This is a genomic window from Sorangium sp. So ce145, assembly GCF_051525985.1.
GTDB classification, from domain to species: Bacteria; Myxococcota_A; Polyangia; order Polyangiales; family Polyangiaceae; genus Sorangium; species Sorangium cellulosum_B.
In genome coordinates this window covers 4,489,434-4,501,645 of sequence record NZ_CP150315.1, presented here as the reverse complement: position 1 = coordinate 4,501,645, position 12,212 = coordinate 4,489,434, and the positions used below count along the sequence as shown (strand labels likewise).

The 12,212-nt window shown below is 69.9% G+C and carries 9 protein-coding genes; 5 read left to right on the top strand and 4 right to left on the bottom strand.

The features are described from left to right. Positions 1 to 5: 5 nt before the first annotated feature. Positions 6 to 1,496 (bottom strand): hypothetical protein, encoded by a 1,491-nt coding sequence (locus WMF34_RS16665; protein WP_437993872.1) that lies wholly within the window; start codon positions 1,494 to 1,496, stop codon positions 6 to 8. 536 nt (positions 1,497 to 2,032) lie between these two features. On the opposite strand from WMF34_RS16665, the gene WMF34_RS16660 reads away from it, so the two are divergent. The 5 genes from WMF34_RS16660 (at position 2,033) to WMF34_RS16640 (ending at position 7,103) form a co-directional block, all read left to right on the top strand. Further along, entirely contained in the window at positions 2,033 to 2,806 is a 774-nt protein-coding gene (locus tag WMF34_RS16660; protein WP_437993871.1) for an MBL fold metallo-hydrolase, read from the top strand. Between the two features lie 134 nt (positions 2,807 to 2,940). Next, positions 2,941 to 3,549, top strand: coding sequence for a TetR/AcrR family transcriptional regulator (locus WMF34_RS16655; protein ID WP_012235845.1), 609 nt, complete (start codon positions 2,941 to 2,943; stop codon positions 3,547 to 3,549). A 30-nt stretch (positions 3,550 to 3,579) separates the two neighbouring features. Continuing rightward, the gene (locus WMF34_RS16650; protein WP_437993870.1) at positions 3,580 to 4,572 is read left to right on the top strand and encodes an alpha/beta fold hydrolase; all 993 of its coding nucleotides are present in this window, start codon (positions 3,580 to 3,582) and stop codon (positions 4,570 to 4,572) included. A 582-nt stretch (positions 4,573 to 5,154) separates the two neighbouring features. After that, positions 5,155 to 6,060 carry an MbnP family protein gene (locus tag WMF34_RS16645; protein ID WP_437993869.1) on the top strand — a complete coding sequence of 302 codons (906 nt, stop codon included), beginning with the start codon at positions 5,155 to 5,157 and terminating at the stop codon, positions 6,058 to 6,060. Beyond that, positions 6,057 to 7,103 carry a cytochrome-c peroxidase gene (locus WMF34_RS16640; RefSeq protein ID WP_437993868.1) on the top strand — a complete coding sequence of 349 codons (1,047 nt, stop codon included), beginning with the start codon at positions 6,057 to 6,059 and terminating at the stop codon, positions 7,101 to 7,103. The genes WMF34_RS16645 and WMF34_RS16640 overlap by 4 nt, the downstream gene beginning before the upstream one ends. 232 nt (positions 7,104 to 7,335) lie before the next feature. Here the strand turns inward: WMF34_RS16640 and WMF34_RS16635 are convergent, their stop codons facing one another. The 3 genes from WMF34_RS16635 to fabD form a co-directional block, all read right to left on the bottom strand. Continuing rightward, on the bottom strand, positions 7,336 to 8,451 hold the full coding sequence (locus tag WMF34_RS16635) for a hypothetical protein (protein ID WP_437993867.1): 1,116 nt from the start codon (positions 8,449 to 8,451) through the stop codon (positions 7,336 to 7,338). 620 nt (positions 8,452 to 9,071) lie between these two features. Then, positions 9,072 to 9,797, bottom strand: coding sequence for a hypothetical protein (locus WMF34_RS16630; RefSeq protein ID WP_437993866.1), 726 nt, complete (start codon positions 9,795 to 9,797; stop codon positions 9,072 to 9,074). A 314-nt stretch (positions 9,798 to 10,111) separates the two neighbouring features. Beyond that, complete coding sequence (gene fabD, locus WMF34_RS16625; protein ID WP_080598893.1) at positions 10,112 to 12,190, bottom strand: ACP S-malonyltransferase; 2,079 nt, start codon at positions 12,188 to 12,190, stop codon at positions 10,112 to 10,114. Positions 12,191 to 12,212: the final 22 nt, after the last annotated feature.

Here is a 12,212-nt window from a genome sequence, read left to right as displayed (position 1 = left end):
AGAGGTTACTCGCGCGCGGCGCTCGCCGTCGCTCCGGCTGCGATGCGGGCGAGCAGGGGCTCGCCGTACGCGGGCTCGCCGAGGAGCGCGAGCGCGCGGCGGAGGCGCGGCTCGGCGAAGCGCCCGAGATCGTCGAAGTGGCGCGCGGCGCCGGCGGCGAGGGACGGATCTGCGAGCCGCCGCGCCGCGCCGACGTCCGCTGCCTCGATCTCGGGCGAGAGCACCTCGACGCGGAGCATCATGACGCGCACGATGTCGGCTGGCGCGGGATCGATGAGGATCGGGATCGAGGCGTCGGTCCACGCCTGAGGAGCGAGGTAGAGCACCCGGACGCCGGGCGTCCGGAACCACTGGCGCTTCCAGGTGTTCACCATGGCGACGGCCTCGTCGTGGTACAGGCCTGTCGCGTCGAGGGCGTCGATCATGCTCGCGCCGAGCGACGCGACGAACTCGTCGAGGGGCGGCGCTCCGTCGAGCGACGGGGCGCGCTCGACGAGCGTGCCGCCCGTGGTGATGCCCTGGGGGTGCGCGACGAACGCCCCCGCCGAGGCGCCGACGTTGAGGACGAAGACGGCGCCGATCGCCTCGTCGAGGGTATTCTCGGCGGAGATCGCCCCGCCGGTGCCGGCCGTCACGCGGACGGGCAGGTCGAAGTTGCCGAGCCCTCGATAGAACAGGAAGCGCTCGTGCTGGGGCGCCTCCGTCGCGCCGGGGACGCCTGCGACGCGGAGCGGGTTGGCGCCGACCTGGCGCGCGTGAGCCCACGTGAACCGATCGAGCGGCGCCTCGGGCAGAGGGACGTCGCTGTCGCGCCCGAGGATCTCGAACGTACTCCACTGGAGGAGGCCGTTCACGCTCGGGCCGTACATCTCTGAACACATCGGCGAGCCAAAGGGGAACTCGGGGTCGAACGCCGGGTCCGCGTACGTCGTCACGCCAGCAACGGTGTTGGGCGCGATGATGGGCGGGTAGAAGTCGCGGACGGCGGGGTACCACTGCGTGAAGATCCCTTTGCGGAACGCTATCTGGACGTGCGCGGTGAGCGGCTCCTCGGCGTAGAAGTAAGTGACCGGCGTCTCCATCTTCACGTTGACGTTCGTCGATATCGAGCCATCGAGCGAGCCGGCTTCGAGCCGGTCATAGACGAAGGAAGGGAGGTCCTCCTCTTCGTGGTGCAGCCCCGGTTGAAGCGAGCCGTCGGAGCCGACGACCACGGTGTCGGTGCCCCATTCGTGGACGATGAAGCCCTTGCCGGGGTACGCGAGATCCGGCGCCGACGGCACAGCGGGCGCGGCCTGCTGGTCGGAGGGGACGCCCTCGTGAGGCGCTGGACCGGGCGGATCGGGCGCCACGCCATCGTGAGGCGCTGGACCGGGCGGATCGGGCGCCACGCCGCCGGTCGAGCTGCCGCTGTCGGTCGTTCCGGAGCACGCGGCGATCAGGGTGGCGAGGAGGACGGAAAGCGTCAGGCGGTGGGATGTCGGTGCGGTTACCATGGCAAGATCTCCTGCCCGGCCTTGAGGCATCTCTCGGGCCATCACGCCAATCCGTTGAATTTCAATGGATTGCGAGCGTCGCACCGACGCCGTTACCAGAGGAGGTGGTAACCGGAACGGCGTGGTGACCAGGAGCTGGTAACCGTGGACGACCGGCCGAGCGAGGAGCGCTCCAACGAGGTCCCCGAGCTCTCCCCGCTCGAAGCGTGCATGCAACTGTCGCTCTTCGGCTCGGCGGCACCTCTGTGCGCCTCGACGAGGACGGCGTCCCCCTCGCAGAGGCGGACGACGAGGAACGCTCCCGTCCCCGGTGGTGGCCTGATTTGCCCCGGAGTGATTCACATCAAGGTGGTAAAGCGGGAAGATCATCGATCTTTTCTTCCCGCCTTACCGCCTTCATGTTCAAATTGGGCCACCACCCAGACACGCGTGTTAACGTGCGCCGCATGCGGATCGCGCCTCGGATGGTCGTCACGCCGGCCATCGGCCTCGTCTTGGTGCTGCTCGCGAATCAGGCGGGCGGCTGAGTGAAACCCATGGCCACTTTGCCGATTGCCGACCGCTGGTTCGAGATCACGCGCGTCAGCGATGACATCACGCTGCTTACCGAGCCGCACGTGGTGCCGCTGATGCGCTGCAACATCTGGCATGTGCGCGGTCGCGATCGCGACCTGATGATCGACACGGGTATGGGCATCGTCAGCCTGCGGGAGGCCATAAAGCACCTGATCGACAAGCCGGTGACGGCGGTCGCGACCCACACCCACACCGATCATGTGGGCAGCCACCATGAGTTCGAGCACACCTTGGTGCACGATCTCGAGGCGGCGAACCTGCGCTCACCGACCGACCGCGGCACCTTGCTGGCCTCGATGATGAGCGCCGCGGAGATACGCACGCTGCGCGACGCTGGCTATCCGATCGAGGGCGATGTGATCACCGCCCTGCCCTACGCGGAGTACGACATGGCAAGCTACGCCCTGCAGGACGCGCCGGTCACGGAGGTCGTCGTCGAAGGCGACATCGTGGATCTCGGCGACCGTCACTTCGAGGTGCTGCACCTGCCCGGTCACTCGCCGGGCAGCATCGGTCTGTGGGAGGCGGCGACCGGAACCTTGTTCTCGGGCGATGCGATCTATGACGGGCCGCTGCTGGATGAGATCGAGGGCGCAGACATTCCCGCCTACGTCCGCACCATGAAGCGGTTGCGGGAGCTCCCAGTGCAGATCGTGCATGCAGGCCACGACCCCAGCTTCGGCCGGGCACGGCTGATCGAGCTGGTCGATGCCTACCTGGCGAAGCGCACCTAGTGCGACAACCGGGTTGAAACCCCAGAAAGAGCAGGGATTTGAACCCCAACCTGGGTCGGCTGCCCCGTCGACCCCAACCTGGGTCGGCTGCCCCGTCGCTTGACAAAATAGAACGGTCGTTCTATCCAGTCGAGGTGGCGAAAGGTGAAGATACCCGGCAGGCCATCCTGGCCGAGGCGCTGGCGCTGGCGAGCGAGGTCGGGCTCTCGGGCGTGACCGTTGGCGCCCTGGCCGAGCGCGTGAAGATGTCGAAGAGCGGCCTCTTCGCGCACTTCAGCTCCAAGGAGAACCTGGACGTCGCCATCCTCGAAGAGGCCAAGCGCCGCTTCGTCGACCTCGTGGTCGCGCCCGCGCTGCGCGAGCCGCGCGGCGAGCCCCGCGTGCGCGCGCTCATCGATCGGTGGTTCGTCTGGACCGAGCAGGACTTCATGCCAGGCGGCTGCGTCTTCCATGCCGCCGCGGCCGAGCTGGACGACAAGCCCGGTCCGGCGCGCGACGCGCTCGTCGCGTCGCAGAAAGACTGGCTGGCCACGCTCGCCACCGCCGCGCGCATCGCCGTCGAAGAGGGCCACTTCCGCTCGGACCTCGACCTGGCGCAGTTCGCCTTCGAGGCCTATGCCATCGCGTCCGGCTCCCACGCGCTCGGCCGCTTGATGCGCGACACGGCGTCGGAGCGCCGGGCCCGCGCCGCCTTCGAGAGGCTCGTGACCGACGCCCGGCGTTCGCCCTGCCGCTCTGCCTGATCCGTCTCGCAACCCCCGAGGAGGTCCCCCATGCAGGAAGCCAATCAGGTCCAATCGTCGCCCAATAAAAGAACGATCGTTCGTACTGATCCGCGGCAGGTCCTCCTGCGCGGTGGGATTCGGTTCGGGTTCAAGCTCCTCAACAAGGCCGCGCCGGATCTGGCCTCCCTGGCGGCCGAACGGCTGTTCCGCTCTCCGCGCCGGCACGCGCGCCCGGCCTGGGAAGAGGAGATCCTCGCCGGCGCGGCGCGCTTCTCGCTGCCGTGGGGCGCGGAGGCGCTGCCCGCGTGGTCGTGGGGGCACGGGCCGACCGTGCTGCTCGTGCACGGCTGGGAGGGGCGGGGCAGCCAGCTCGGCGCGTTCGTGAGGCCGCTCGTGGAGCTGGGCTTTCGCGTGGTGACCTTCGACGCGCCGGGGCACGGCGATGGGCCGAGCCGGTCGGCCACGCTCGTGGAGCTGGCCCGCGCGGTCACCGTCGCGATGGACGAGGTCGGGCCCGTCCACGCCATCGTCGCGCACTCGCTCGGGGGCGCCGCGACGACGTATGCCCTGTCCCGCGCGGCGTCCGTCCGGCGCGCGGGCGCTCCGGCGCCGAAGCTCGTGTTCATCGCGCCGCCGATCAGCGCGGTCCGCTACACCCAGCATTTCGCGAAGCTCCTCGGCATCGACGAGGCCGTCCGGCGCCGCATGGTCGCCCGCCTCGAGGCGCGCTACGGCGTGCCGCTCGCGGACCTCGACGCGCTCTCTGCGGCCCCGCGGATGAACGCGCCGCTGTTCGTCGTGCACGATCGCGACGATCGCGAGGTGTCGTTCGAGGCAGGCGCGGCGCTCGCCGATCGCTGGCCGGGCGCGCGGCTCATGTCGACCCGCGGCCTCGGCCACAGGCGCGTCCTGCGCGCGCCGGAGGTGATCGCCGAGGTGGTCGAGGTCGTGACCGGCACCCCGTGGCCGGTCCGGACAGGGCTCGAGACGTTCGAGCTGGAGCGCGAGCTGTTCGAGCGCGACCGCCGGCGCGCGGTGTGACGCGGTCGCTGACCACGAGCGGGTGGGAATGATCCGGCCGGCTCGTCCTGGCCTCCCGAGCCCTCGATAGAACAGGAAGCGCTCGTGCTGGGGCGCCTCGACCAGGGGATGTGGTGACCGGAACGGGCGGGGTGACTCGGGACTGGATGGCTCGATCCGGGGGAATCCTCGGGCACACCTACGAGACCATCCTCTACGTCCTGGAGGGAGAGGGTCGCGCATGGCCTGCCGCGGGCCATCTCGGCAGCCCTCGAGCTGATGGGCACGCGGGTCGGGCCGCTCCGGGCCCCGCTGCAGCCCCTCGACAAGGCGCGGACAGAGGAGCTCCGGCGGATCCTGGTCGATCTCGCCGTACTGCCCTCCGCATGAGCCGTCCGGAATCTTCGCTACCGCTCGTCACGCCATCGCTCGCGCCTTGATCGCGTCTCGCCCAGCAAGATCCCGGCGATGCCTCATCTGTTCCGGTGTGGTGCGTCATCGCGTACACTCGATCCCACGATGAAATCTCCTGGCTTGTTCCCGTTGATCGGGTTGCTCTTGGGCGCCGCGGCCGCTTGCGGCACGTCCTCGAAGCCGCAGCAAATGGCGTCCGGGACCGGCGGGGCGGGCGGCGGCGAGCTCCACGGGTCCGGTGGAGCGGGCAACACGGGTGGAGCGGGCGGCCAGGGCGGCGCGGGCGGTGCCGGCGGCCAGGCCGATGCCGGCTGGCCGGCCGGTTGCGCAGAGCAGCCGGCGTCCATCAGGAGCGAGGGCGCCATCGTCGAGCTCGCGTTCGAGCTCGTCCTCGGCGGTGAGCCGTTCCTGTTCGGCGAGCCGAACGTCGCGCCGGACGGCAGCACGGTCACGCCGCTCAACGTTCGCTTCTACGTCTCGCACGCGGCGCTGATCGGGGCGGACGGCGATCTCGTGCCCGTCGATATCGTCGGCCCGGAAGGCGCCGCCACCCCTTACGGGGTCCACTTCTACAACGCCGAAGACCCGGGCTCGGCCACGCTCCGGCTGCGCGCTCCGGCTGGCAGCTATGAAGGCGTCAGCTTCGTCTGGGGCTTGCACCAGGCCTGCAACACCTCCCGGCCCGAAACCAACGTCGCGCCTCTGTCGGAAGCCTCCCAGATGACGTGGCCGCACACCGGCTACCTCTTCCTGCGCTACGAGGGCAGCGTGGCTCCGCCGGCCGAGGGTGAGGGTGGTTCCGGCGATCCGGACGGAGAGACGGCCACGGTTCCGCCCGCGGTCCACATGGGGGGCAACCTGGCCATGGATCTCGCCCCCAGGGTCGAGGTACGAGGCGCCCTGTCCGTGCCCGCGAGCGGCTCGACGGGCAAGGTCGTCCGGGTCGTCCTCGATGAGGTCTTCGCGGGCGCCACGGCGGACATCGACCTGACCGGGTATGTCCCGCCGCCCGGCCCCGTGGGAGACGAGCTCTACGCGGGTGAGCGCCTGCGGCGGGGCCTCCCCGACCTGACGGTGTTCTCCTTCGGTCCGTGACGTCGAGCTCCAACCGTGGCGGGGCGATCAGCCTGGCGGCGTTGCTCCTTGCGGGCGGATGCAGCGATGACGGGCCGGCGGCCGCTGGACCTTTGCCGCCGCTCGTCACGGACGCCATCCCCGCCGGTTTTCCGGCGCGCACCGCGGCGGCCAGAGCGCCGGCCGACAACGCGCTCACCGAGGCGAGGGCCCAGCTCGGCAAGAGGCTCTTCTTCGACAAGCGCCTCTCTCGCACCGGCGAGGTAGCGTGCGCGAGCTGCCACCGCCAGGAGTACGCCTTTGCCGATCCGGACCCCGTCTCCCGGGGGGTCGACGGCCGCCTCGGACAGCGGAACGCGCCCGCGCTGGTGAACCTGGCCTGGGGCGAGAGCTTTTTCTGGGATGGCCGCGCGGCCACCCTGGAAGAGCAGGTGGGGAAGCCCATCGAGAACCCCGATGAGATGGATCTGCCGCTCGCCGAGGCCGTCGCCCGTGTCGCCGGCGAGGACGTCTACGTGAAGGCGTTCAAGGATGCCTATGGCGGGCCTCCCGGGGAGGAGCCCTTGCGCCATGCCCTGGCCAGCTTCGTCCGTTCGATCGTCAGCGCCGACAGCCCATTCGACCGGCACCGGCGCGGAGACGACACGAGCTTTGGAGACGCCGAGCGCCGCGGCGAGGCGCTGTTCCTGACCGAGCGGGCTGGCTGCTTTCATTGCCACCCGTCCGGAATGCTCACCAACGAAGGCTTCTTCAACAACGGCACCTACCTCGACGGCGGCGACGTCGGGCGGCAGAGAATCACCGGTCGCACGGGAGACCTTGGCAAATTCAAGGTGCCCGGTTTGCGGAACATCGCGGCGAGCGCCCCCTATATGCACGACGGATCGCTGGCGACCCTGGAGGAGGTGGTCGACCATTACGATCGCGGCGGCCTGGGCCATTTCTCGACCGATCCGCAGATCGATGAGCTGGGGCTCTCTCCGGACGAGAAGGCCGATCTGGTGGCGTTCCTGCGGTCGCTGACCGATCCCGCCTTCCTCGACGATCCGCGGTACCGTCCGTGAGCGGCGAGGGCGAGCGCGAGGTACGCGCGCTGCTCGCTCATCGCGAACACCGCGCTCATGTCGGCGAAGGAGTCGTCGACCCGATCCATCATCTCGATGATCACGGTCATCGCCGCCCGATGTAGCGCGAGGCGCTCCAGATCCGAGGCTGCCATCGCTCCGAGGAGGTCGAACTGGCCCTCTAGGCGGTCCGCTGGCTGCGGCAGGCGCCTCACTCGGCCAACGTCTCTTTTCACCATCGCCTTAGCGAGCTTTCCCGCTTCCAGCGCTCGAAGAAGGCGCGGCGCCGCGACTGTCGCTTCCGCATCGCCTTGAACCTCTCCGTGAACGCTGCGTTCGTGCCGTCTCGGGCGGCCAGGTCGCGAAGGTCGATCGCCAGCTTCAGCGCCTCGTCGTAGGCGCTCTTCGCGACCAGGGCCTCCAGCTCGCTCCACGCTGCGTCGAGCCGCTTGGCGAGCGCGTCGAGCCGCTTCGTCCGGGCGGCCTCTGCGGTCTTGCGCGACCGTTCGGCGCGGAGCGCCTCGGCGCGCTCTCTCTTCTCGCGACGCGCCTCGGCCGCGGCACGCAGCTCCGCGACGGTCCGTGGAACCCTGGTTGTTTTCGCCTTCACCCGAGCACGGAACGCGCGGCGCAGCTCGGCGCCGAGCGCGAGCTCCGGCTCGTCCACCGCGCGCCGTAGCCATTGATCCTTGGTGCGCGCGGGGAGCACGCCGACCCACGCGCGGAGCGCGTCGGTATCCTCCGGCTCCGCGCCGCTCGGCTCCGCCGCGGCCGCCAGGAGATCGCCGTCGATGCGGAGGAAGCCGACCATCGCCTCGAGCGGCGCGGAGAGCTCGCGGAGCCCCGGCGGCAGCGGCGGCTCCGTCTCGTCGTCCTCGACATCGCCCGCCTCGACTGCGAGGAGCCAGGCGAGGTACGCGGCGCGCAGATCTCCGCGCAGGAGCTCGCTCCGCACGGGTGCCAGCGACGCGAGCGACACGCCGCTCGTGAAGTCGTCCTCGGGCTCCTCGGTGTCGCTCACCAGCTCGATCACGACGTGCTCGCCGGCCTTCGTCATGCGCGCGGCGCCGCCGGGGAAGTACGGGTGGAGCTGCTTCTCGTCGGCGCGCGCCGCCGGCAGCCGGAACATCAGCCGCCGCGTACCCCAGTTGGCGAAGTAGAGGTGCGCGTCGAAGTAGCGTTCGAGCAGCTTCGCCGGGTCGGCCTTGAGGTTACCCCACTGGTACTCGTTCCAGAAGCGCGTGGGCGTGATGTCGGCGCGCGTCGAGATGTCCCTGAGCTCCGCCATCTGCTTGGGCGTGAGGGGACGATCGAGCGCGACGAACTCGTACCATTGGTACTCGCTCATCTGTGCCAGGTCGTCTCAGCGAGGAGCGCCTCGATGTTGTGCGGCGTCACGTGCTTCCCTGTGCGGAGGTCGTGAGCAACCTGGGTTTCGATGTTCGCGTTCGCTTGGTGCGTTGATGACGAGAGCAGCCCCACCGCACAGCCGCACGGGGACGACGCGGCCGAGCAGCACCAGGGGCCGCGAGCTCGCATCCTTGTTCGCGCACCACCTCGTCAGCGAGCGCGACCCCGAGAGCGAGAAGGCGAACGCACCGACGGCGACTTCGTGGAGGACGTCCCGACGTGGCGCGCACTGCGGATCGTCGCGCTCGAGCGTGCGGCTCGGCTCAGGCGTCGGCTCACGCCGGCCGCTCGCGCGCGAGGAGCGGGCCCCACGTATCCGCTCGCTGGTCGCCGGCTGGGGCCGTCGCAGGACGCTCGGAGGAGGTCCGCGAGCGCCTCGGCCACACGGCGATCGCCTCGACGCACCGCTACGCGCACCTGAGCGGGACGGCCGTCAAGGGCGCCGTCCGCCAGACGCCCGGGTGGGCAGCGCCGCTGCCCACCTCGCCCTCGATTCCTCCGGAGGTTTCGCATCTAACCTCTCGGAATCATTCAGTGGGTCGACAGGGACTCGAACCTCTAGCGCCGGTGATCGCCAACGTGACGATGGTGCTCGCTTTTCTGGCGTAGGGCACGGGCGAGCTGGTCATCGAGGCGCTCTCGCCGGAGGTCCGCGATAATCCCGGAGAGCTCGCGGACGGCGAGGTTCGCGTGCTCCTCCTGGAGCGCCCCCAGGAAGTCGCCGACGCTACGGAGCAACCCGTAATCCTCCCACACGGCGAGCTCGAGGAGGTCGCGCACGATCCCGTCGAGCCCGGCATGGTCGCGGGCGAGCGCAAGGTACGTGCGCTCGCTCGCCGCGAACACCTCGCTCATGTCGGCGAGGGAGTCGTCGACCCGGTCCATCATCTCAATGATCACGGTCATCGCCGCCCGATGTAGCGCCAGCCGCTCCAGATCCGAGGCTGCCATCGCTGCGAGGAGGTCGACATGGCTCTCGAGGAGGTGCGCGACCAGATCCGTGGCGCGCTGATCGTAGTACGCGTGGTCACCGACGACGCGGCGGAGCTCGGGCTCGAAGCGCGCGGGCGACACCGGGAAGCGCGGCCAGTTCCCCCGGAGCGCGTGTGCCTCGAGCCGCCGGCGAGGCGTGTTGCGCATCGCGTCCGTGCGGCGGTTCGGACCGTCATGCCAGACCCGCTTCCAGGCTTTCTTCAGCAGCCACCCGCTCGCTCGCTCTGCCGCATCGAGGACCTCTTCCGGAGTTCGCGCGAGGCGCGCGAGCCGGCCACGCAGGTCGACCACCTGCGCGAGCAACGCCTCGGCGGCCTCACCGCTGACGCGTCGACTCGCCGCGCGCGCACGGAGCTCACACGCGATCGCATCGAGACCGCGCGGCTCCGCCAGCGCGAGCCGCAGGAGCCACCGGTCCCAGTGCGAGAAGCCTTGTCGAGCTTGCCGAAGCGGTTCCCGAAGCAGCGATGAACCGTGATGGAGTCCGCGACTTCGACGTATCCATCCTCTCCGAACTCCAGCTTGCAGTGGTAGATGCCTCTGGCGACGGTCCTCCCGTCGGCCAGGTGGAACGGGCAGGGCGTCTCCGGATCGTCACCGCCCGCTCACGCCCCCGATGGCTGCCGCTCGATCTGCTGGACGAGGCGCGTCAGCACGTTCCCCGGGCCAATCTCCCTGAACTCTTTCACCCCCTGCGCCATCAGGAAGCTCACGCTCTGCACCCACTGCACGGGACGGGTGATCTGCTGGACGAGCAGCGACTTGATGGTCGCTGATGGGTCCTTCGCCTCGTAGGGCCTCGCGGAGACATTGCTGATGACCGGGATCCGGAGTGCCTCGAACCTCATCGGAGCGATGAAGTCGGCGAAGGCGCGCCCCGTCTCCTCGACGTAGCGCGAGTGAAATGCGGCGCTGACCGGCAATATCACGTACGTGCGCGCGCCAGCGTCCTCGAACACCGTGTGGCCTCGGGCGATGTCGGCGACTGGGCCAGAGATGACGATCTGCGAGGGAGAGTTGAAGTTCGCGACGTCGATCGTACCCAGCCCGTTCTCCGTGAGGACCTGCTTGATGCGACCTTCGTCCATCCCGATCACGGCGGCCATGCCTCCGCTCACGGACGCCGCCATCAGCTCGCCGCGCTTCTTCACGAGGCGCAGCCCGGTCAAGAGGTCGAAGGCGCCCGCCGCGAGCAGGGCGTTGTACTCGCCGAGGCTGTGGCCGGCCACGTAGTCCGGCCGCTGCCCTCGCGCGATCGCGTCGTAGTAGTGGAGCGCGTTCACGACGTAGAGCGCGGGCTGCGTGTACTGTGTCTCCTTCAGGCGCCCGTCGGGATCCTCGTGGCAGAGCGCGCGCATGGAGTAGCCGAGCAACGCGTCGACCTCCCGCTCGACCGCCGCGTACTCGGGCACCGAGTCGAAGAGCCCCGCGCCCATTCCGCGCTTCTGCGACCCTTGCCCAGGGAACATGAAGGCGACCGTCGCCCGCGGGCCAGCGTGCACGCCGTTCGTGGCGGCCGCGCCGCTCGCCTCCGCGCGGAGCGGCCGCGGCCCGTCGCTCGGGGCGCGCGCCGGCGCGCCGGATGGCTCAGAACCCACGGCGCGATCGCTCGAGCTCGCACCCGCAGGCGCCGCAGGGCGCGAGGCCGCCTCGAAGCCCCGAGGCGACGGCCCGGCGGCACGCGCGTCCGCGGCGGCGCCCGAAGGCGACGGCGCCTCGGCGCGCTCGTCCGTGCCGGGACGCGGGGGGCGCGCGCCGAGCTCGGTGGCGGCAGCGGTGAAACGCTCGAAATCGCGGCCGAACGGGGACAGCACCGTGTGATGCGTGGATCGGGAGCCCCCCTTCGAGAGGATGTACTTCATGAACGTCGCCAGCGTGCCCGACGGACCAACGTCCACGTAGCGATAGGGTCCGCTCTCCTCGAGGCGCTTCATCGTCTCGAAGAAGCGGATCGGCTCACGGGCCACGGACCACGCATGGTCGGCCGTGAACGTGTCGATCGCCCTCGTGCGCGCGCAGCAGACCAGCGGCAGGCGCGCCGGACGGGCGCGCATCGATCTCGATCGCTCCTTGAAGAGCGCCTCCGCGGCGTCGAGCCACCGCGAGTGGAAGGCGAACGAGACCGCCAAACGCTGGAAGACGATGTCCTTCACGCGCAGGATCTTCTCGATCTCCGCTGCTCCCTGCATCGTGGCGGCCACGACGAAATGCGCGTCGAAATTGACCGCCGCCAGCTCGCCGTGACGGCTCAAGCCGGCGTCGTCGTACAGGCTCGTCGGCCCGAGCACCGCGATCATGGCCCCTCGCTCGCAGCAGGCCTCCAGGGACCGCGCGTGCCGGATCGTCATCTCCAGGGCTGCCTCGACGTCGAGGCAGCCGGCCACGCAGGCGGCGGCGACGGTCCCCAGGCTGGCGCCGATCACGACGTCCGGCACGACGCCGGCCTCGATCAGCGACTCCGCGAGCGCGTACTCCATCATGAGGAGCGCCGGGTGCGTGAGCAGCGTCCGATCGAACACGTCCCCCTTGCCGCGGCCCTCCTGGTAGAGCGCCTCGACGACCGAGCTCCCCGCGAGATCGCGCACCAGGACGTCCAGGCGGTCCATCCAGCGACGGAACGTCGGGTGCCGGGCGTAGAGCCCCTCGCCCATTCGAAAGTAATGCGAGCCCTGACCGGAGAACATGAAGGCTAACTTCGGCGTCGAC